Origin of the sequence: Legionella shakespearei DSM 23087 (assembly GCF_000373765.1) — a bacterium.
GTDB lineage: Bacteria > Pseudomonadota > Gammaproteobacteria > Legionellales > Legionellaceae > Legionella > Legionella shakespearei.
Window position 1 is genome coordinate 68398 of the sequence record NZ_KB892385.1, and the last position, 23150, is coordinate 91547.

A 23150-nucleotide genomic window follows, 5' to 3' on the forward strand; every position below is an offset into this window, starting at 1 on the left:
GACATCCTCTAATGGAAAAAGATAAAGTTATTAAAGAGTTTCTGAGAATCTCCACCGATTTATCTGAACTGGCAAAACCCCTTGAGCAGGCATCAATCACCTGCTTTTCTTATTTAAAAAACTTTAAACATCAGGCACAGATTAATTTATCATCCCAACCCCAATGGATTGATGATTATTATTCCTTGCAACTGTATAAATCCAGTGAGTATGAAGGATCTCCAATCAATTATAATGAGGAGCTTTCTCTTTGGTCTTCAGTCAATATGGACAGTTCGGTCATTCGACATGGCAAAGATTATTTTAATAGTGATCACGGCATTACCCTTATTAATAAAAGTGAGCAGGGGACAGAGTTTTATTTTTTCTCCGGAGCTTCCGATGATTTGAGTATGCACAATAAACTGATTAATAACGTTAATTTTTTAAAACATTTTGTTTTGTATTTTAAAGATAAAATGAGTAATGAACTTAATGCTCTGGAACGGGATAAATGTTTTATCCAAAAACCATACAATGCCCAAAATGACTATAATTTAAAAATTACCAGCGATGATGTTTCTCTGAAAGTAAACAGGCTTCATTTAAACATTAATAATCAGGAAGTACGATTTTCACCTCGGGAAACAGAATGTATACGGCAATTGCTGAAATTTAAAACTGCCGGACAATTGGCTGAAAGTATGTCGGTAACCATCCGCACAGTGGAATGTTTTATCGAGCAGATCAAACGGAAGATGAATGTGTACAGTAAACAGGAGTTATTGGAAAAGCTGATAAATTTACGCGAATTTTTATAGGGGAAGAGGATGGTGTCCTGGAAAGAAAAAGCCCTTGTACTGGAGCAAGAGTTTTGTCATAGCAGTGGAAACCAGGACGCTTTCGTTACTGCCCTGACACAAATCAATAAGTTAATCGCTTTTCATCTGAGTAAAAGAAAAATGCCCACAATTTTTGTGAGCTATGCCCATCCTGCCTTTAATGAAACAGACACCCAAATCAAAACAATGGCTGAACAGGAGGCCTGGACTCGCAAGGCCATCCATACTATGGCTCATGATCTTTCGGCTTGCGGTTTTAAGGTGTTGATTGATAGAAAGGACAGTCAGGTAGGGGGAAATCCGACCCGTTTTATGGAGTCTGCTGTCAAGAAGTCAGATTTTATTCTTATGGTATGTACCGGTTTATATAATCTGAAATGCAGTTTGTCCACTAAAGAGCATCCCTATTATGTCGCTTATGAATGTGCTAAAGCCATAGAGCGACATCTTGCGCATCCAGAACAGAACATTATCAAACCAATTATGCTGAGCGGCACCTATCAGGAAAGTTGTCAATTTCTAAGGCAAATGCTGCCTGCAGACCAGGCAATTACAACTGAGGAGTTTGCTCTCAACGGGTTTGCTGCTGATATCCAGCAAAGTTATATCGATTCCATGATGAGGGTAATCATCCAAATGTTGCCCGAAGACATACAGGATGTTGTTGCACAGGAGGCGAAAAGTATTTGGCAGGAGTTTGCTGCTCATAGTGAATCCCACGCTAAGGTGCTTAAAGGACTGAAAGAACAAGACAGTGAACTTGCGGCCGCATCCAAATCATGGCCACTAGTCCAAAACCAGTTAATTCAAGCCAATGACATTCCTTTATTCGGCAGAGAAGCTGATTTGGATGCAATTTATGACCGGTTACATTTTTCGCAGGATCCCTTTTTGGTGATTAGTGGCTTGGGTGGCATGGGAAAAACTCTGGTGACCAGACAATACGTGCAGAAATTTCAACATCATTATCGCATGACTTTTTGGCTTAATGCGGAATCAGAAGAACAATTGATGAATGGATTTCGTGATATTGCTTTGCAACTGAACCAAAGTGGCCTCTTGACAGAGGAGCTTAATGTTGGTTGGGGACCATCCCACCAATTGGCGGAACAAGTCATCAAGGTATTGAATAAACAACCAGGCTGGTTGCTGGTTTACGATAATATTGAAGATCAAAGCCTGCTAAAACAATTTTTACCCTCAGGTCATGCAGGACACCTAATCGCTACGTCCCACAATCAGCATTTATCAGCAACAAATACCTTGCAATTAGACGCATTGAGTGACGAGTCGGCTGTTGCACTGCTTGTCCATTACTCAAAAAAGAATGGGTTAGCCGAGGTATCAGACGAGGATAAATTGCATTTAAAAGAACTGGCAAAATATCTTGATTATTTACCGCTGGCTCTTGTTCAGGCAGGGGGAATGATGGCAATAGGTTATTCTGCCAAAGAATATCTGGTTCGCCTGAAAACAAATCATGCCAAATTGATGAAATCGCAACATGCTCTTATCAGACAAAATAAATATCCACATAGCTTGCTTACTGTATGGCAAATGGGATGGGACACATTGTCTGCCCAAACCAAAGAATATCTGGTTGTTTCTTCTTTGCTGGCGGCTGAAAACCAGCCTCGCGCCCTGTTTGAACAGTATAAGGAAGATGACTTTGATGCCGCAGTTCATGAGTTGCAAAAACATTCATTTATTAATTTTTCCTATCGTAATGAACAGACTGTTTATAACTGTCATCGTCTGGTGCAGCAAATGGTTCTGGATAATGTGTCTGAGGAGGAAAAAAATAAGATACTGACACGGCTTATTCATACTATGGCGAAGCAATGTGAGCCTACAGAAGAGGAGAAAAAGCATCAGGATTTTATGTCTGCCCGCCAACGGCGCTTTATGCTGTTAAGCCATTGGGACGTGTTACAACATCATGCCGCAGCACTTAAAGATAAAGAGGCTGTTTGTCTTCTATTGCATAAAATGGCAGGGACATATCATGAGCGTGGAGATGTTAATAAAGCCTTGGACTATTATCACCAGGCTATTACAGTTGCAGAAGAGGTTTATGGCAAAAATAATTTAAAAACGATTGGGATGAAGATTGAACTGGGTGGCCTCTATCGTGATTTACGGCGTGCTACTGATGGCTTGAAGTTATATCAGGAGTTGCTTGAACAATTACAGCAATTGCCTGAAGATACAACTCAGGAAGAGTTACGCTTAAAAACAGGATTAGCCTGTAGTTATTGTGATCTCAACCAGCACGCTCTTGCTTTACCTGTTTTTAAAGAGCTTGTTGCGAAATATACAGAACTACACGGCAGCCAGCATCGTTGGGTGATTATTAATAAGTACAATTTAGGCAGTGCTTCATGGCAAATGGGGAAGACTGATGAGGCGATTAAAATACTCACCGAGGTTGCAAAGCAGGTTCCTGAAAATGACTTGCTATTAAGTAGTGGAGTACGCAACAGTCTGGCTATGGCGCATATTAATAAGAATCAACCAGAACATTTTAAAGAAGCTGAACGCTTATTAAAAGATGCGTTAAAGGCCAGAGTGACGCATTATTCAGAACACCATCCTGAGGTTGGTGCTGTTTATGCAAATCTGGCTACCTTACATTGGTTACAGCACCATGAAAAGCGCGCAAAGAAATATTTTGCACGCAGTATCGATGGTACTGGCAGCCATAATATTCTTCCCTATTGTGTGTATCTTATGTCACAAGGGGATTGGCAAGAGGCAATGCGTCTTTTACAAGACGTTAAAGAGTCGGACAGTTCATCCACATTTACCTGCAGTAAAGAGTCTTCTTACCGGCTGCATGATGAAAAGCTCTTATCGGTGTTATTTTATTTGAATACCTCAGTGGTGACTTTGAAAAATCCACTCTTTGCTCATTATCTGCTGGTCTTGTGTCAATTAAATCAGGGGCAAAATGCTCAGGAATCAATAACTGAATTTTGTCAGCAGGCACAGAAGGATGGTTCGGAGTCAGCTACTCTTTTGGCCGGGCAATTTAATCCTTCATTTTTTTCACAATCACGATCTGAAGCCTCAAAAGAAGCCATCTCTCAAGTAGTCTCTACTAAAAAGAGAATGTGATTGTGAGGCAAGCAGACCGGGTTATGGCTCACTGTCATTAACTTAACGTGATTTTCGGATAAGAAGCTTGTTTTATCCAGTCGTTACTTCGATGCCGTTCGGGCTGAGGAGAGGCGGTAGCCTCGTCTCGAAGCCTTAGTACAGTGCCAAGGCTTCGAGACGAGGCTACCGCCTCTCCTCAGCCCGAACGGATCGAGGTAAACACTGGCTCAAACAACTTTCTTATCCGAAACTCACATTAAGTTAACTCACAACGAAACAAATATCCGTATAAAAGCACGATGTTCTCTAATTAATCAAGTCGTATAATCATAATTCTTTTGTTCATGCTGTTATTCAATTGACAACAGGATGAAACATAAATGAATTATTTAACCAAGGTACGATCATGTATATTCAAAACAGAAAAATTGTAGATTTATCTATAGTGCAATATAAACATTATATTGGCATTGTGAAGAGAACCCTTCATTGGCTGGGATTTCGTTCTTTCTTTGATGAGCCTATTCTGAATTTAATCGCTTTATCTAATGAAACAAAGGGCGATCTGGGCAGTGACGATATTATCACCATTCTTGAATCACCAGATAATAATGACTTGTCTGAATCAGCCCAATTAGTCATTGATAATTTATCAAACATTTATCTGGATACAGCACGTAATGAACAAGAACGCGGATTGCTGAAAGTTAAAGCGTTGACTGAACTGGCCTTGTTTGAAGAGGAGTCGCAAGTAAGCCGCTTTGAGTATTTATTCGGGACTACCAATAAAGCATCTGTTTTCTACCATGGGCTTTTGTCCAGTGTAGAGAGCCTGCTTGCCCGCAAAAGCCTGGAACAGTCAGATTTGGAAGACATCACACGGAGATACGCAGGTGAGAAGCCCTTTTTAAATAAGATGTGGCGCACAGCGATTACTTCTGCTCTGTTGAATTTAAAGCCCGTAAAAGTTGAAACGCACAGTGCTGAACAACAAATGGAAGTGAATGTGGCGCAGGAAGTACCAAGGCCACTATCTCCTGTTGATAGTCCAGACATAGAGAACAATCTGTCAGAAGAAAACGATAAGCAGGAAGAACTCGTTGCATCACCGTCACCTGTTGATGTTCCTGACTTGCAACAGGATGAGGTGGAACAGGAAGAAGCACCAATAGAGACAATGCTGACAATTCCAGAAGATCCTGCACCACTGCCGTTTGTCGATGCTCCTGACTTGCAAGAGGATAAGATGGAACTGGATGAACCACAAATAGAAACAATGCTGTCCGCTCCAGAAGACCCTGCACCACTGCCATCTGTTGATGTTCCTGACTTGCAAGAGGATGGGGTGGAACTGAAGGAATCACAAATAGAAATGCTGTTCGTTCCAGAAGACCCTGCGCCACAACCACCTGTGGATGAAGATATAAATATTCAACCGGTTGTTGCAGAACAGGAAGAACTACAAACAGAATTAATCAAAGAATCAGAGGAAACTATAACATTACCTGTTCATGAGGTGGGTGTTTGCGAACAGGATGCGCCGCAAATAGATAAGACGAATGAATCAGAAACCGTAACACCACAAATCCTGGTCGATGAACACATCAGTGTTCAGGACGAAGTCGTGGAAGAAGCTATAGAGCCTGAAGTAGTGCCACCTGTTGCGAATGCAGTTGATTTCATCCCATTACCGCCGCCGGTTGAACTGCCTGAATTACCTCTTGAAGAAAAAGCTGTAGCTCTTCCTGAACACGCTGATCTTGCTGTCGAATTAACGAAAAAAGATCGTTTTTCCGAGATGGCACATCAATCGCAACGTTTGTTTAAATCCTATTCTTCATTCTTTAGCAAGGTAAACTCTGAAAGGGAAGAACAGGCACTTGCCAAGGTCGCGAATGAAAGCATAAATCAAAAGAGCCGCCAGAGGTTTATAGATTATTGCAAGCGGCTGGAAGAGTTGAAACTGAAAATAGAAAAATTATGCGATGAAGCCATACAACTGGATAGTTCTCTGAAAGAACCACCCGCAGCAGCCTCAAAAGAACAGCATAATAAAAAGCATAAATTTCTAGGTAAAGCTTCTGCAAAGTTTAAAGGATTAGCGGAGAATAACACTTTGGTAAAGAAGGTGACTCAAGCCGCAGATGCGGTACGAGATGCTCAAATAAAATATAAATATAAAAGAGTTCTGAACAGAATTAAAAAGTTACAAAAGACGCAATTCAGAATATTAATTGATACATTAATCCTGAGCCTGATTATTAGTGATGACCAGTTCTTTCTGGCGAATAGCAGCACCATACAATCAATGTGTGCTACTGCTCAAGCGTTGACCAAAGTTGTTACGTTAACTGCGCAACAGCAGCGAGAGCTTAAGGTACTAATTGATGCCTGTAATTTAAGAATGGCACAAGCTCGGGACAATGAGCAGAACACTGAGTCTCAAAATCAGCAAGTGATGCACGTGTCCAATGATGCAACAGATGACGGAAGTACAGTTGTTGCCAGTAACATACCTGTAGCACCTGCTCCTGTAATAACCGAGTTCAAGACTGCATTCCATGTTAAGAGCAGGGTAAATTCAGCTTCGGCCAAAGTACAGGAAGGACAAGACGAATATCAATTGAGAGAGGCGCTTTTATTGCAGATACGTGAAGGAGTACAGCTTAAAAAGAGCGAATCACCAGAGCTCAAAAAGAACAATTCAACGAATTTGCTTCCTAATGGCAGCATTTTGAGTGTGTTGGCATTCAGTTCACTATTGAAATTAAACTCCTCAGAAGATGAAGATATAAGGGATGAATCAGGATGGAGTACCCAGAATTTATCTTACGATGACGATAATGACACACCGCGTTTAAAAAATCATAAGCCTTTAATTAAGACAAAAAAGGTAACACCTCATCAATCATTACCTTCAGCACCGTCAAATGATTCTTTGTCTGATGAATCAGAGGAACTTTCTCTTGATGATCTTCGTGCAGAATTGGCACTTATCAGAGGTATTGTTAAGACTGAAATTGTCATGAAGAATGAGGATGAATGCACAGTCTTGGCCAACGGTTTATTCCCCTCATAAACAGTGAGGGAACTATCTTCCCGATTCAATTTGGCAGCCAGGAGCAGTGTAATGAACGCAAAACAAATAGACATTATTATTCGTATGTATGAAGATAAACTTGGGTATTTACAGCGGAACCATGAGGCTATAAGGAAATTGAAGTCAAGACGTGGTACTTCTGCAGGGAGTGTTCTCTTTCCTTTCTTGAGGTATCCAGCAGGTAGTGACATGCTGGTTGAAGAGGTCTATACCAATATACTTAAAGCTGTATTTGAAAATAGATTTTACCAATTAAAGGATTTAGGGGAGTTTAAAGAAAATCTTGATAAATTGTATGCAGTTATTAACATGCAGGATATTGCCAAATTATTTGGGATGTTCAAATTTGATGAAGAATCCCCAGAAGAGGCGAGGCAATTTCTTTTATCGGGATGCTTAAACATTCTGGGGAATACTACTAAAAAGCCCGATGAGGCACTGGAGATTTTAATTGTTCTTAATAAATACGTGCCTGCTAATCTGGTTATGACAAGACTTGGTTTTGATTTTTACCACCTGTATGGAGAGGTCCTTCGATCTATTGATTCTCCTTTTGAGCTCACAATTTTAGAGTCCAGGCTTTCAACTCAGGAGCTAGAGGAAATACAATCGAATTATCATTGTACAGGTGACATGAATTTTATTACTTTTCTGAGATTAATTGTTGCGCATCATTTAATAAAAAGCGGTAATTATTTGAAAGTCCTTGACTTACGTCCCCTTCAAAGTCAACACAAATATTCCAGCTTATTATCCGATTTGTTTTTTAATGAAAATTTTATCCTTGGCCTTAAATTTTTAATCGACAGGGAGTTATGCTCTCCTCACAATATTTTATGGATTATTGATCTTTATGATAAATCATTTTCGAAACGATTAACGTCAATTGTTAAACTACTGGAAGATAATCTTGCTTTTTTGGAGCAACATAAAGAAACTAAAATGGAGCAGCCATTAGTTTCGTTATCCTGTTTTGCTAACAGAAAGCAACGACTCAATGATCAATCAAAAAATCATCCTGAGAATGAACCACGGGAAGGGAATCACTTCTACCAAAGGGTATAGAGCTAGCTCCGGGCTACGGCTCACTGCCATTGCGATTGATTAAAATATATAAAAAACTGTAGCCTTGATTCCGCTATTGCGCTGAATGATCCTCTCATATTGAGTACCACTCAGACCTATGCAGGATCGCCTTCCCCTCTCCGGGGGAAGGTGCCCGACAGGGCGGATGGGGGATCAAAAAAAGGAGTTTCTATCAAATAGACCATGTTGTTTTAGACCTTTTTACCTTAAATAAGTTCTCTTTTTGATCCCCCCACCCACCCTGTCGGGCACCCTCCCCCGGCGGTGGAGGGGCTACTTGCGATGAGCATCCTGTTTATTTACATCTTTTTACGAGATTAAAATTATGAGAGGAGCACTCAGCGCTGTCGCTGCATCAAGGCTACGCCTATTTTAAGTTAAGCTCTAAAACTTGATGTAAGTTATTGAGTTTCACCTCCTTATCAGCTTAAGATAAATGCCTTATTGGTGAACGTGCCAGAACATATTTATAAAGTTGACGGTGGAGTTACAATGTTATCAACAGAATTACCCGAATATGCAGGAAATGAACAGCAGTCAATACCTTCTGACGATGAGTTGCATGCGCGTGCTCATCAATATATCGCCGAATCAAATCAATTAATATTTCAGGATTTACCGAAAATAATTTCTCAGATTATTGCAAGGGATGTGTGGAAAAAACGAACTAATTCTTACAGAAATTTTGGTGAGTATGCCCTTAATCAGACACCAGACGGCCTTGGTATAGCCAATAATGACATGCTGTGGTTGTTGCGTTCTGCTATGAATGTAAAAACACAACATGCAGGGCACTGGGGCGATGTGCTTGGTGAAGTGGATACCAGTGTCAGAAGTTATGCAAAAGAAAAGAAAATCCCTATCAAGGAGTTGCATGGCGACTTGTCAGAACAGGATGATCCTAATCCTGAACTTTTTGAAGAAAACGTAATTACTTATTTACCCTCCAGATCCCGTTCGAGCGATGGGCAACTGTTAAAGTTGAAAATGAAAGATCCCCAGGCTTATGAACACGTGGTGCAGGGAAAAATGGGCTTGAAAGAAGCGTTTCCGCAAACTCCTAAAAAGAAATTACACCCTATTGAATCAGTCAAAAACAAATTTTCCAGTTTGTCTAAATCCGACAGAGAAGCCTTCCTGGCATGGCTTGAGCAGGAAAAAGAAAATTTGTTGTAGTAGCCATTGATGTATAAGTGCAGGCAATGAATGGCACTTACTTCAGAGGTTTTGTAGCCCGGTCTGCTCGCAGCCGGGATTTGTGCCACTTCGATCCCGGCTGCGAGCAGACCGGGCTACGCACTGTGCTATTTGGAACCACTTTACCCTGAATCCACGTCGTCCCCAGATCTACGTCGTCCTGAGCGCGTCTTTTTGCGCGAAGGATCTCCTGAAAGCGGCATGGTGCCAGTATTTGGAGATCCTTCGCGCAAAAAGACGCGCTCAGGACGACGTAGAGCGGGGAATAGCAAAGATGTGCACAAGAAAACCTTGATTCCGCTATCGCTGCATCAAGGCTACTCCTATTTTGAATAAACCTCTACTCCTTAACTTAAAGGCAGTACCCCTAACGGCAACCATTTACACTATTTATTAGTTTCTCATAAATTTGTTCTTCGTTTAATTTTAAAGGCTTAATTTGCGAATAGAGCGTTGCAACAGGTGCGGCTGCACAGGTGCAAAAGGCAGACACATCTTCTTTCTTGCTGTCATCAGTGACATCATAGGGATAACTGGCCATACACAAGGCTTGGATGTCGACACCTGCTGTGTTCTTCGACAACATTTTATAGCGTATTGCATTTCTCAGCACCGCATAAGGAATACAATTTCTGTCATTACGAAAATCAGCCGCAGCAGCGGGTAGTAAACTCTTCTGCGACGCTTTATAGGCACAAAAGCAGCCATAAATGGCGACATAATTTGCATTTTCTGCACTGATGCCAGGAAAGCGTGCCGCCAAATCTGCCTGGCCATTGGCAAGACAGCTTTTATCCATCATCAGCGAAGAGCTCTTCTCTGTAATGATTTCGGAATAAGTATTGAAAGGCAAAAGAACAACAAACATCAGTAAGAGCGTTTTTAAGATTGAAATGTGCATTCGCTTTCCTTAATTATAAAATCATTCCGTTAACCTGGCTGTCCCACAGCTTTTTAAAATAGCCTTGTTCGTTATTTATCAATTGATCAAATGTACCCTCTTCAATAATTGTACCTCCTTCCATCACCACTATTCTGTCCATATGGCGAATGGTTGAAAGTCTGTGGGCAATCGCTATAACTGTGGCATTATTTTGCTCAAGAATCAAATTAATGGATTGCTGGATTTCCTGTTCTGTAATGCTGTCCAGACTCGAGGTTGCTTCATCCAGAATAATAACAGGAGCTTTTTTTAACATGGCTCGCGCTATAGCAATACGCTGACGCTGCCCACCAGAAAGTTTTACCCCGCGCTCGCCAACCAAAGTGTCGTATTGCTCGGGAAGTGATTCAATAAATTCAGCAATATTGGCCATTTGAGCAGCTAGTCTGATTTCCTCAAGGCTTGCATTATCTTTTGCATAACCTATGTTTTCACCTATCGTACGATGAAAGAGCATTATATCCTGGGGAATGAGTGCTATTTGCCGCCGCATGGCATCTGCGGTAATCAAGTCAGCAGGCTCTTCATCAATGAAAATTGTACCTTTCGTTGGTTTGAAATTTTTTAATAATAAGGAAATTAAGGTGGATTTTCCGGCACCAGAATGGCCAATCAGTCCTATTTTTTCACCTGCCTTAATTTTGAGATTGAGATCGGAAAACACCGGACTTCCTTGCCCATAAGCAAAAGACAAGTTCCTGAATTCAATCTGCCCATGCTGAATGTGGAAGTCTTTTGCAGCTGGATTTTGCGGTTCTTCATGAGCCAACGCCAAAATGGAAAAAGAAGATTTAAAATCGCCAACTTCTTTCATAAAATCACAAAGGCTGCTCATGAAACTCCATAAATCAAAAGAAATAGTAATGGTAGTTAACATGACAAAAAGAAAGTCCCCTGTTGATATTTCAGAGTTTTTTCTCAGATAGATCATAAAAAGGAATACTGTAATGAGCATAAACCAGTACAATACGGCGCCAATGACATTGAATTTAAAATCATATTTGTACAAGTCTAACTGACGGGGAATGTAGTCATTGTCCATTAATTCAGCGGCACGCTTTAGTTCAGACTTTCTTTTGGCAAAATAAAACAGGGAAAATATGTTGGTAATATTGTCAGCAAAAAAGCCTATGACCTGATGTTTGCTTTCTGCAGCTTCATTAGAGTAGTCATTCAGTTTTATAGCCATAGGCAGCATAATGGCGATAAAGAGGATGCACCAGGCCAGTAGAAACCAGAACACACTGACATTGACTATCAATAGAACAAATATAGACACAACAATGACACAAAAGTGCTTTCCAACAACATGATGCACATTGGAAAATATACTGTTATAGCCATCCAGTAAGCCTTTTAATTTACTGATAATTGTTCCGCTGGGCGTGTTTTGAAAATATTGAAAAGAATGGTATTGCACATAGTCAAATGCGTTTAAGAGCAGGCTTTTACGCACATAAGGCTCAGCTTTCCACTCTGCAAAATCACTGATTCGCCAAATCACATCCAGAGTAATTTGAGCAATAATAAACAAGGTGATTGGGAATATTAAATGGTGGTATTCAATCGTTGACCCTGTAGAAAAGTTATCAATTAATAACTTTAAAGAGTAATTGTTAGCAAAGATATACAGGGCTGTTAGAACCGGAGCCTGAAACATCAAGACATACCACCAGCGATAAGGTTTGATGTTCTGCCATAAAAATTGCCAGGGGGATGAGTAGGGGCTAATTAAGTCTTTATCTTGCACAGCAGGCTCCAAATAATTCCTGAGCAGTATAATGGAGCTGTCGTTTAGAAGAAAGCCTGTATTGGTACGCAGGCAGAATATTAATCCCGTTTGTGGTATAATAGTGACCAGTAATTGGAGTTTATGAATGTATTCATTATTTGATCAAAAAACGAATTGTTCTGTTCAAAACCGTATACTGGTTCTGTATGAAAAAGAGAGAAGAGCAAATCGGTTAATCCTCAACGATGAGGTTGCAAAGGCCAATTTACTGTTTAAGGTTTTTTTAAAATTCATTATTGATAATAAATGGACTTATTTTCCGGATGGGAATGGCCTCACTGCTGAGCATATTCTTCCCTTGAATTGTTCAGAAGCGCAGAATTTGAATTGTTTTGAATTATCTGAGGCGTTCATGGCTCTTTGCAAAAAAATTGGTATTCGTGATGTGTCTAAAGTGACTACCAAACATAGGGCGAGTAAAAAGTTTGGTGAGAAATTTTCAGAGACCAGTCCACCATTGAAGCCTTTTGATCCCTTTCCTGATCTTTTTGTTAATGATCAGGTTATCTTTAGTCAGCACTGTGTAGTGAGGGTAGGGGGACGCTTTTATGATTTGGTATTTTCCACTTATTATGACGACATTAATGCACCTTACGATAATTCCCTGTTTGGGCAAATTGTTTCTCTTATTGATGCCGGAAAAGAACAGGCTGCTCTCCGGTTATTAAACAAAAAAAAGCTTGATGATGTGGATGCTACCTTTGAGGGATGGACCTTTTTACACCGGGCGGCTCATTTGGGGCTTTACCATGTAGTTAACCGCTTGCTGGATTTGGGAGCTGATCCCAACAGGCAATCAGAAGGATTCATGGGCGGTATTCCGCTGGAATGTATTCAAATTAATTCTATGGACGATCTTGAAACGCCACTTTTTAAACTCCTGTCCCTAAACATTGATGCATCAAAGGTACAACAAATTAAAAGCCGGGAACTGCACTTTTTGGCGATGAAGATGATCGCTGCAGATGATTTTAAGGGCTTACGTACTGCTCTGGCAAAAGGTCTGGATATAAATGCTCAGGACGGAGAAGGCTGGACTTTATTGCATCAGGCAGTAGTTTTCACTCGGCAAGAAATAGTTCACTGGCTGCTCGAACGTCATGCTAATGCGACTATTAAAAACAATGACGGGGCTATTCCTTTGCAATTGAATTATGATGTGCGATTACCAATATTTAAAAAACTGGTCTCTAAAACAGACGAAAAAACTTTGCAGCTGTTAATTAGCAGTGGAACAGGGCAGGACTTGATAATACTGTACGCTTTGTATTTGGTGGAACAAGGTCGATTAGATGAGTTAGCGTATTTGATAAATCTGGGTTTAGACGTTAATTGCTGCAATGAGGATGGATGGACTTTATTGTACCATGCCACGCTTTATGGTCAGTTGGAAACAGCATCCTGGTTGTTGGAACATGGGGCAGATGCTGAGTTTCGGACTAATGAGGGCAGTGCCGCTATAGAAATATGTGATATAAATTCAGAGTTGTATTCACTGCTTCATGAAGCCTCTGAAATATCACGGAAGGGTTGGAGTTCCTGCCATTTATGTTAAGCTTTTGTAGCCCGTATTAGGTGTCAGCCGTAATACGGGATCGAAGTGGCAATGAACTCATTCCCGTATTACGGCTACGCCTAATACGGGCTACGAAATCTGAAGCGGCACAATCCCGGCTGCAAGCAGACCAGGCTACATCATTCATACGGGTGATTTTCTTTTGATCTATGTGATCCAATATTGTATAATCTATGTTTTGCAAACTGTTACAGTGAATCGTTGTTAAGGGATGAATATGCAAGTCAGACGTATTATGCTCGTCCTTGATTTGGATGAAAATCTAATCAGTACAGAAGCTTATCCAGATGCGCCTAATCATTTAAGGAATAGTGCTGAATTAACTTTAAGTCCGGAAGGAAGTGAAGGTTGTGTCAGGGGAGCGAATTGCACTGAGGGTTTAGTTGTTTACAGGATTCGTGCTTTAAGCCACGATTCATGGAAAGAAGTTTTTGAACGTATTGTGGAAATCAATGAAGAGTACTATGAACGAACAGGGGACATGCAGCGGTTAATCAGTTGTATGATTCTGACTAATGCCCGCTATGAGCGTCATCTCATGATGCGCATACTAGGGCAAATGTATGGTGAGGATCTGATTAAAAAACTGTTTCCTTCACAAGGGATGAATCTGGATTTTTTCAATATTAACAGGCAAAGATTTTTAAATTGCTCTGATAAAGGCATGCTTTTAAACTACATTTGGACTAATTTAAAATACGGATTTGGTATCGCCAATAAACAAGATGTTATGCTCGTTGACGATAATATTTATAACATCACGCAAGCAACAGGCCAAGGATTTCAGGGATTGTTAAATCCAACTGCCCCAGCTAATGGTGATCTGGTTTTTTTCAAAAGTTACAGTGAATTTCTCCCAAGTCTGTTTGAAAAGATAATGAATTTCATTGAGGAGGCCAGAGTGCAAGCACTGCCGGCCAATGATGCAATGGTTTTATAAAGCTTTTGAACACTGCCGTTAAGTTAAGCGCTACTCCGCCGTCCCGCGGGATCCAGAGATCTAAGTTCGGAGTGAGATTCCTGGATCCCGCGGACAAGCCGCGGGACGGCGGAATTCCTTGACATAGCGTGAGTTATGGATAAGAAAGTTGTTTTCTCCAGTCGTTACTTCGATGCCGTTCGGGCTGAGGAGAGGCGTTAGCCTCGTCTCGAAGCCTTAGCACCATGCCAAGGCTTCGAGACAGCGCTATCGCGCTTCCTCAGCCCGAACGGCATCGAAGTAACGACTGGATCAAACAACTTTCTTATCCGAAACTGCCGTTAACTTAATGGCAGTGGGTCTCTGAATCCGTCCTGGCGAAAGATATCGGTATTACAGTGATTATGGCTATTTTTATCACACCTGCAGATTGGTGAATTTGGAAACATGCAAAATGATGCAGGATTTATATGGTGATAAACATTCTGTTCACAGGATTATCCACAGATTTTGTGGATAATTAAATTAATTTTTGTGACAGGGAAAAAGCGTTATAAAGCAGTAGGTATCTGGGCTTTTACTGTATTTCTTTTTAAATTGATAATTTGATTTGCATCAGTGCTTGAGAAGTTATCCACAAGATGGAACATTTCAGATTGAGGGATGAACCTAAGTATCTTAACAAAGAAAAAAATAAAAAACAGTCTTGACTTCGTGATTTTTGAAAATATTTTTTAACTTTAAAAATTTGTTCTATGCAGAACTGCCAGCAAGGGAATCTATTGATAATGTCTCATTCTCTGCTTGACTTTAAATTTGCTTGTAAGCTAATTTGACACGACTGAATGTGAATCAGCATAAGAATAACTCCTGCGCTCTGTTCAGGGTCAGTATGTCGTTGATTTTTATAAGGATGTAAGAATGATAAGAGTAAAGAAGACAAAGGGTTCCCGCTCAAGCAATGCAACAGCAGCGGAACGTAACAACAATTTTTATGAACCTGTATACCATAGACTATACGGCCAATGTCTGGAATCCAGATTTCGGCCAATGGTTTCAATAATGTCATCAGACAACAATCAACTGTCGGTCACTTTTCCAATCCATCACCAAATACACAAGGCACATCTGTTGGATTTTTTTAATGCTCAACCGCCTCATCTTTTTAGTCAGGATAATGACTCCCGTATGACGTTTGTGTTTACTAAGGCTGATGGGAAATATTTTATTAAATTTAACTCCAATACTTATACCGATTTGGCCGACTATAACCTGACGCCACTATTAGAGACCTTCGTGGGGCCCAATCGTCCCAGATACTCTTATGAACGCGAGAAACATTACCAGCCATTGAGAATAAATCGCCATGAAGGCTTCTTGTCGACACAAGACTTGAAAGTGCCCTTTAGCAATGTAGAAAATCTGGACGACTTAGACTTTGACGATACTTATACAGGAGAATGTTTAAGAGCTCTGAGAATTTTCAAAAATAAATGCATTAGCCCCTTTATTAAAGCGACAATGAACAGTTCGACTTTAGGCCAGGATCTGGGGCAAATGATCCATTTAATAGATAAAAATTACAAAAGCATCAGTGATGAGCAATACCACGGTATTTTGGCTAAGCTGGATGAATTCGAACAGTCCTCTTTTTATAAGGATAATCCGGCTCTGCAATTTCACTTTACAATCGCCATTCACAGTTACAGCAATCCGCCTGCCGATGAAGTGTTGCTGTATGATTTGGCAAAAGTACGTGAATCAATAACATTCTTGAGACAACAAGCCTTAAAGAGTGGGCGCGGTTCTGAAGTTACTGTGGGACAAATCCATAATATGCTTAGCATCCTGTACCGGCATGAGGGAGCGAAACCCACTGACGGGCAGTGGTTCCCCGATGGCAGTATTGCCATTCTAAGCGAGCAGCTTGGTTATTTTTTTCCGACTTTAAATCAGGCTCAAAGCAGCATAAATTTTTCTCAGGCCAATTGATCTTTTTTGACGAAGTAACAGATCTTTGACGCTGTTACTTCGTTGTTCTCAATGTCGCACAAAAAATCATCATTGTATTTATAGGAATGCTATACTCAGAATAGTGAGGGGAGCAGAAATATCAACAGGGATGGGGGACATCGTGAACGCTTGCAAACGACTTGGCTTCGTGGTTGGAATGTGTCTGCTTGCTTTTATCATCGCACCGGCATGGTCCGTCATAATCCTTGACAGCACGTTTAAGCAATCCGGATTTAAAAAGGCTGAAGCATTGGCTTTGGCTCCTCAATTTGCCTCATTAATTTATCTGAAGTCTGATTTAGTTTGTGGTTCCGGATCCTGGATTGGTAATTACGCCGGCCATGGTTATGTCTTAACTGCGGGGCATATGTTCCCAGAGGGGCGAAAGGCCAATGCCTTTTCTTATCTGACCATAAATGGCCGTGAGTACAAGGGGGATGCTGTTTATTTACATCCCTTATGGAATGAGAATAATGATGAGAGGACAGGGTTTGATTTTGCTATTGTACGCTTGAACAAAGAAGTGACTGGTGCAGGAGATCAACCCGCACTTTATGATGGGACTGATGAACAAGGTAAGATGCTCACTTTTATTGGTTATGGCTGGCGTGGAACCGGTGTTAAAGGGGAAGACACTTCTATAGATACGGAGGATAAACCTGCCGCCGCTGTTGGCTTAATCGAGTTTGTCGAAAATGCGGTTACCCCTCTACCAACTAAAGGGGATGCCGGAAGTTATTTCGGAGTGTGGCTGCCTAAAGAAGATGGATCAATGCCAAATCCTCTGGATGAAGAGGGAATTCAAAAACCCGTTTCACCGCTTAGCGGCATTCTTGGATCTGGAGACAGCGGTGGTCCGGCATGGATTGAAACTAAAAATGGCTGGGCAATAGCTGGCATCAATTCGGATGGAAGCGGTAATGCGGCATATGGGGATGTTTCATGGTTTCCACGGGTAAGTTATGTACGTGCATGGATTGAAGAGGTAATGCCTAAAGTACGTTTTATCAGGTAATTTAATATTGTAGCCCGTATTAGGCGCTAGCCGTAATACGGGATCTAGGTATGAACCATCCCGTATTACGGCTAGCGCCTAATACGGGCTACGAACTCCAATTATGTGTAAACAATCACAATGTACTATAATTAGACATCTAGCAAGACATTCTGTTTTACCTCTCGTTAGACGAAATAATGATTTTTTATTAATGCAGCAGGCCGTTGTACCAGCCTCATTTTTAATAAAAATTTGATAAGGAGATTGTCATGTTAAAATATTTAATAGCCTGGTTGTTAGGGGTTCCTGCCACTATTTTAGTACTGATCTGGCTGGTTTCTCATATATTTTAATCAAGATTAGGGATGAACATCATGAACAATGAAATTGAACTGGAACATGGACACTGCCATCACCATTTTAGACGTATTAGCTGGTCTGCCATTGTAGTTGGCGCTTTGGTTGGCGTGGGTCTGGGCTTTTTACTCAATCTGTTTAGTCTGGCCATTGGGTTAACAGCCTTTAATTTAAATCAGGGGGGCGCAATTGTCCTTGCTGCAGGAGGTTTTCTTGGCCTGATTATTGGTGTTATTGCTTCCATGTTTGTAGCGGGTTATGCAGCAGGCTATCTTGGCCGTTTTTATTGTCCGCAAAGGAACCTGGGCATTGTCTATGGTTTTACAACCTGGAGTTTGGCTCTTCTTTTCGCAGCAGTACTGGGCGCTCAGATGAGTTCTTATCTTTCCAGTTATTCAAGCAGTATCTCAAAATCAGTGTTGGTACTGTCTCCTGTAAATCAGGCGGAAAATCCCTCGGCAGAGCCTGTTGTGATTAAATCGGTATCTGTACCTAATACAGATGCTCAAAAAGCGGTTACTGTTACTGCTCCTGCCAGCAGTCTATCTTGCGGTGCCTTTTGTGTTTTTCTGTTGTTTTTCATAGGAGCAGTATCTGCCTGTGTGGGAGGATGTTGTGGAATGAGTTGCAAACGGGAGGATTAACTGGATTGCTTGAATGTACCTTGAGGCAGTATCTGCCTCAAGGTTGTTATAACTATCTGTAACAGCGTAATTGACCCCAGGCATTGCGCCAGCAACCTGGATGATAAGGTGCGGGTCTGGCACCAGGACCGGGATGGTTCAAAATACATCCACCATAAATACTTTGATGATAACCAAATCCACATCCCTGAGCGGCATTAGAAACCGATGTGAAACTTGTTGCGACAAATAACAGACCTACCATAGCTATAAGACGAAAAACCCCCGCAAAACACAGTGCGCGTGTGTTCATAACAAATCTCCTTTGGTGTGTGCTTATTTTGTCCTACATGGATAAGTATAGGTTCAATTTATTTTTTGATGTGTAAATTATGTGCAAATATTGTAACTGTTCATTGCGGATTGCGGTGATTTGTAGCCCGGTCTGCTTGCAGCCGGGATGGTGCCACGTCGATCCCGGCTGCAAGCAGACCGGGCTACGGCATTGTGCTACATCTTGTGGAAAGCAGCCTATACTTAATGGAACTTATCTCATATTGTGTTGCGATGAACACTGATTTGCTAACGGTACTAGCGGGCTTTCTGGAAGGTTTTGTCCTGATCCTTTCTCCTTGTATCTTATCCATTTTACCTATTATTCTTGCCGGTTCTTTATCTGGTTCAAGGCGTCGCTCTTTTGGGATTATTATTGGCTTTATCTTCGTTTTTGCTTTGTTTGCATTATTCGCACGACAATTAATCTCTTATTGGGGAATTGATTCAAGCAGCGTCCGTTATACAGCTTATGGCCTGTTATTTTTATTTGCGCTTATCCTGTTTTCCAATTATCTGACGGAACAGTTTAATCGTTTAACCCAACGCTTTGGTTCAATTGGTTCTGCTATCGCGCCTCATCAAGAGGAACGTGGCTTTTGGGGTGGGGTTTTATTAGGTGGCCTGGTTGCAATCATCTGGACTCCCTGCGCAGGTCCTATACTGGCCACCATTATTGTTCAAATCGTAATCCAGCAAACAAACCTTATGAGCTTTTTTACACTATTAGCCTTTGCCGCAGGTGCGGCTATTCCCATGCTGATTATTGCCCTTTATGGTTTCAAAATCCGAGAGTTGTTCCCTGTCTTTAAACGACATGCCGGACTCACCCGAAAAATCCTGGCTGTGATTCTTTTCCTCAATCTTGGGTTTATGATTGCTCAGGAAAAAGGCCTGATTTCATCGTCAATAATAGAGCAGACCCCAATAAGAACAGCGAATTTTCTCGAACAAGGGGTATGGCGTCCTTATGAGGCTCCTGAAATAGGGGGTATAGAATCCTGGATTAATTCCTCTCCTTTAAACTTGACTGATTTGCAAGGCAAGGTTGTATTGGTGGATTTCTGGACTTACTCCTGTATCAATTGCGTGCGTACTTTACCTTATTTAAAGGATTGGTATAACAAGTATCATGACCAAGGATTGGTGATTATCGGTATCCACACTCCTGAGTTTGATTTTGAAAAAGAGGCGGATAATGTTCGGGCTGCAGTTAAACATTACGGCATCCACTATCCTGTTGCCCTGGATAATTCTTTTACCACCTGGCAAAATTTTTCCAATCATTTTTGGCCAGCGCATTACCTCATCAATAAAGACGGGAAGGTGGTGTACGAGCATTTTGGTGAGGGTAATTATGATGTAACGGAAAATAATATTCGCTTTTTGCTTGGTTTAAATAAAACGAATACGCCTATGCCCATTGACAGCCTGGCGTCTTATTTTATCACTCCTGAAACCTATCTTGGTTACAAACGAGCTGATGTTGCGCTGAGCCCGGAAATCATTACCGATCAAACAAAAACGTATCAGTTTCCAGCTTCGCTGACTGAAAATGCCTGGGCTCTGGCCGGAGAATGGTTGGTTCAGTCTGATAAAATTACCAGCCAGGGAAATGCCGCCCTGAAATTTCATTTCAAAGCGGGTAAAGTGTTCATCGTTATGGGGAAAAGTGGCAACAAGCCTATTCCGGTCAAACTCTTTCTAAACGGTAAACCTCTTATAGAAAATAAAGGTAAAGATGTGGTGGATGGCACAGTTGTAGTTGATAAATATGGCTTATATGAAGTGGTTGATTTAAAGCAATCTGAAAGTGGCGTATTGGAGTTACGCACAGAAGCTCCAGGGCTTGAACTATACACTTTTACTTTTGGGGGATAGACGTTCCGCCGTCCCGCGGCTTGTCCGCGGGATCCAGAAATGTCACTCCGAGCTTAGATCTCTGGATCCCGCGGACAAGCCGCGGGACGGCGGAGTAGGTTTTCCTTAACTTTCATAACATTAGGAATATGAAAACCTTGATTTCGCTATCGCTGCATCAAGGCTACAGTTTTTTTTAATATCTAATGCTATGATTAATCATTAGCTTGATTATAAAGGATTATTCATGAGTTTAAAAAAGAAAGTGGCTATATTGGCGGGGTCTAGAACTCCATTTGTTAAATCTCATACTCACTATATAAGTAAAACAAACCAGGAGTTGCTTAGTGCTGCAGTCAATGATTTGGTGAGTAAAACACATCTGGAAGGTCAGTTGATAGGTGATTTTATTAGCGGTGCTGTAATTAATCATCCCCTGGATTGGAATTTAGCTCGCGAAGTGGTTCTTGGCAGCGCACTTTCTGCAGACACTCCAGGTATGAACATCCAGCGGGCCTGCGGTACCGGACTGGATGCTGCCAATTTGATTGCTTTAAAAATTGCAGGTGACCAAATTGAGGTAGGAATTGCTGGCGGTACTGATACCAATTCAGATGTACCTCTGATTGGCAACCGTAAATTAACCCAATTCTTGCTGAATTTTAAAAATGCTAAAAGTTTTAAAGAGAAAATGAGTGCCTTGGGGAAATTTCGCTTCGGTATGTTAAAACCGAAATTACCCGCAGTGCGTGAACCCAGGACAGGATTATCCATGGGAGAGCATTGTGAACGTATGGTTAAAGAGTGGAAGATAAGCCGCGAGGCGCAGGATGAATTGGCTTTTCGTTCCCATCAAAATGCTGCCAAAGCCTATGATGAAGGCTTTTACGATGGTCTGATTACCAGCATTGACGGCTTGAAAAGAGACACTATTACCCGTAAAGAAACCAGTATGGAAAAGCTTGCTCAATTAAAACCTGCTTTTGATCCATCAGAACAGGGTACTTTAACTGCAGGCAACTCGACTCCTCTGACCGATGGTGCTTCCGCCGTTTTATTAAGTACTCCAGAATGGGCTAAAGAGCACAACCTTGAAGTCTTGGCCTATTTTAGCGACTGTGAGGTAGCTGCTGTTGATTTCGTGCATGGTGCAGGTCTATTGATGGCTCCTACCATTGCCGTATCACGATTACTTGAGCGCAATAAGCTGACCCTGCAGGATTTTGATTATTATGAAATCCATGAAGCATTTGCAGGACAGGTTCTTTGTACGCTTAAAGCCTGGGAATCTCCTGAATATTGCAAAGAGGTGTTGGGGCGGGACAAACCACTTGGATCCATCGATCAGGAAAAAATGAATATTAAAGGCGGCAGCCTGGCACTGGGTCATCCTTTTGCTGCAACGGGAGGGCGTCTTGTGGCCAGTGCTGCTGCTATCTTAAAAGAAAAGGGTAAGGGGCGTATTCTTTTGAGTGTTTGTACTGCCGGCGGGATGGGGGTTGCGGCGATTATTGAGAGGTATTAATCTGGACTACAGATATAAGGATATTCCAAACATGCGATACACGGCTTTTTTTCCAGCGCTTTTGTTAGTTTCTTCTGTTCATGCATCCACCTGGCATGCAGAAGTGGCTCCTTATCTTTGGGCTAGTGGTTTAAAAGGGACGGTACAAATAGCGGATAAGCAAGTTAACGTAGATGAACGCTTTGTGGATCTGATTAAAGAGCTGAAATTTGGCGCCATGCTCTGGGCTCAGGCCTATAATGATGAGGTGGGCGTGTTTTTTAATGGTTTATATACCAAAGTATCTGACGCACAGACAAGAGACAAAATGAGTATTGATTCAACCAGCCAGATGACTATTGCGGCGGCTGGAATGTCTCGAAGAATTTACCTGCAACAGACTAAAACGCATTATCTTGAGCCTTATATTGGGGTGCGATATACCAATAATACTACAGAATTATCTATAGGAAGGTTTCATGCAGGGCAAAGGGAAGCATGGACAGATGGTATTATTGGTTCACGCTTTAACTACATAGTGACTCCTGCCTTTAATCTTGAGGCCATGCTTGATTTTGGTCGAGGGAATAATTCTTCCAGCTATAATTGGGGCGCTTTTGCCGGTTATCAATCTCCTAACCATTTCAAAAATACCCGCTTTTATTTGGGCTATCGCTTTTTACATCAAAACTACAGTCATGGACAGGGCATCCATTATTTCAAATGGAATATGAATATTGCAGGACCGGTTGCAGGTTTTGCATATCATTTTGGATGATTCGGGGCTTCTTGGATGCGTAGCCCGTATTAGGCGTTAGCCGTAATACGGGAATGAACTTATTGCCACTTCGATCCCGTATTACGGCTGGCGCCTAATACGGGCTACAAATCCTGCCTGGATTTAGGCAGCGTATTGACTGTGGTGCTCTG

16 protein-coding genes are annotated in these 23150 nt (G+C 41.4%); 13 read left to right on the top strand and 3 right to left on the bottom strand.

Annotation, left to right across the window (positions count from 1 at the left end; genetic code table 11):
• Nucleotides 1-11: 11 nt before the first annotated feature.
• From B094_RS0103350 to B094_RS0103370, 5 genes are all read left to right on the top strand, one after another.
• A complete protein-coding gene (locus tag B094_RS0103350; RefSeq protein WP_018576383.1) occupies nucleotides 12-800 on the top strand; it encodes a helix-turn-helix transcriptional regulator in 789 nt (262 codons plus the stop codon).
• A 9-nt stretch (nucleotides 801-809) separates the two neighbouring features.
• Nucleotides 810-3938, top strand: coding sequence for a tetratricopeptide repeat protein (locus tag B094_RS0103355; RefSeq protein ID WP_018576384.1), 3129 nt, complete (start codon nucleotides 810-812; stop codon nucleotides 3936-3938).
• A 388-nt stretch (nucleotides 3939-4326) separates the two neighbouring features.
• Complete coding sequence (locus B094_RS0103360) at nucleotides 4327-6999, top strand: hypothetical protein (protein ID WP_018576385.1); 2673 nt, start codon at nucleotides 4327-4329, stop codon at nucleotides 6997-6999.
• Between the two features lie 51 nt (nucleotides 7000-7050).
• Complete coding sequence (locus B094_RS0103365) at nucleotides 7051-8085, top strand: hypothetical protein (protein ID WP_018576386.1); 1035 nt, start codon at nucleotides 7051-7053, stop codon at nucleotides 8083-8085.
• Between the two features lie 513 nt (nucleotides 8086-8598).
• Nucleotides 8599-9282 carry a hypothetical protein gene (locus B094_RS0103370; RefSeq protein ID WP_018576387.1) on the top strand — a complete coding sequence of 228 codons (684 nt, stop codon included), beginning with the start codon at nucleotides 8599-8601 and terminating at the stop codon, nucleotides 9280-9282.
• Between the two features lie 388 nt (nucleotides 9283-9670).
• Here the strand turns inward: B094_RS0103370 and B094_RS0103375 are convergent, their stop codons facing one another.
• Together B094_RS0103375 and B094_RS0103380 are read right to left on the bottom strand one after the other, a co-directional pair.
• Entirely contained in the window at nucleotides 9671-10204 is a 534-nt protein-coding gene (locus tag B094_RS0103375; protein WP_018576388.1) for a hypothetical protein, read from the bottom strand.
• A 13-nt stretch (nucleotides 10205-10217) separates the two neighbouring features.
• Entirely contained in the window at nucleotides 10218-11996 is a 1779-nt protein-coding gene (locus B094_RS0103380; protein WP_051078195.1) for an ABC transporter ATP-binding protein, read from the bottom strand.
• A 127-nt stretch (nucleotides 11997-12123) separates the two neighbouring features.
• Between B094_RS0103380 and B094_RS0103385 the strand changes: the two genes are divergently transcribed.
• From B094_RS0103385 to B094_RS0103410, 5 genes are all read left to right on the top strand, one after another.
• Nucleotides 12124-13593, top strand: a complete 1470-nt coding sequence (locus B094_RS0103385; protein WP_018576390.1) for an ankyrin repeat domain-containing protein — start codon at nucleotides 12124-12126, stop codon at nucleotides 13591-13593.
• A 238-nt stretch (nucleotides 13594-13831) separates the two neighbouring features.
• Entirely contained in the window at nucleotides 13832-14554 is a 723-nt protein-coding gene (locus B094_RS0103390) for a hypothetical protein (RefSeq protein ID WP_018576391.1), read from the top strand.
• 900 nt (nucleotides 14555-15454) lie between these two features.
• Nucleotides 15455-16525 (top strand): hypothetical protein, encoded by a 1071-nt coding sequence (locus B094_RS0103395; RefSeq protein WP_018576392.1) that lies wholly within the window; start codon nucleotides 15455-15457, stop codon nucleotides 16523-16525.
• A gap of 142 nt (nucleotides 16526-16667) precedes the next feature.
• Nucleotides 16668-17561 carry a trypsin-like peptidase domain-containing protein gene (locus B094_RS0103400; protein ID WP_018576393.1) on the top strand — a complete coding sequence of 298 codons (894 nt, stop codon included), beginning with the start codon at nucleotides 16668-16670 and terminating at the stop codon, nucleotides 17559-17561.
• A gap of 356 nt (nucleotides 17562-17917) precedes the next feature.
• On the top strand, nucleotides 17918-18544 hold the full coding sequence (locus B094_RS0103410) for a hypothetical protein (protein WP_018576394.1): 627 nt from the start codon (nucleotides 17918-17920) through the stop codon (nucleotides 18542-18544).
• Between the two features lie 52 nt (nucleotides 18545-18596).
• On the opposite strand, the gene B094_RS0103415 is transcribed toward B094_RS0103410, so the two are convergent.
• Complete coding sequence (locus B094_RS0103415; RefSeq protein ID WP_018576395.1) at nucleotides 18597-18836, bottom strand: GCG_CRPN prefix-to-repeats domain-containing protein; 240 nt, start codon at nucleotides 18834-18836, stop codon at nucleotides 18597-18599.
• A 227-nt stretch (nucleotides 18837-19063) separates the two neighbouring features.
• Here B094_RS0103415 and B094_RS0103420 point away from each other — a divergent pair, with 227 nt between their 5' ends.
• The 3 genes from B094_RS0103420 to B094_RS0103430 all read left to right on the top strand — a co-directional run bounded on the left by B094_RS0103420 (nucleotide 19064) and on the right by B094_RS0103430 (nucleotide 22998).
• The gene (locus B094_RS0103420) at nucleotides 19064-20737 is read left to right on the top strand and encodes a cytochrome c biogenesis protein DipZ (protein WP_248619528.1); all 1674 of its coding nucleotides are present in this window, start codon (nucleotides 19064-19066) and stop codon (nucleotides 20735-20737) included.
• Nucleotides 20738-20963: 226 nt separating this feature from the next.
• Nucleotides 20964-22241 carry an acetyl-CoA C-acetyltransferase gene (locus B094_RS0103425; protein WP_018576397.1) on the top strand — a complete coding sequence of 426 codons (1278 nt, stop codon included), beginning with the start codon at nucleotides 20964-20966 and terminating at the stop codon, nucleotides 22239-22241.
• Nucleotides 22242-22272: 31 nt separating this feature from the next.
• Nucleotides 22273-22998, top strand: a complete 726-nt coding sequence (locus B094_RS0103430) for a hypothetical protein (RefSeq protein ID WP_018576398.1) — start codon at nucleotides 22273-22275, stop codon at nucleotides 22996-22998.
• The last annotated feature ends 152 nt before the right edge of the window (nucleotides 22999-23150 follow it).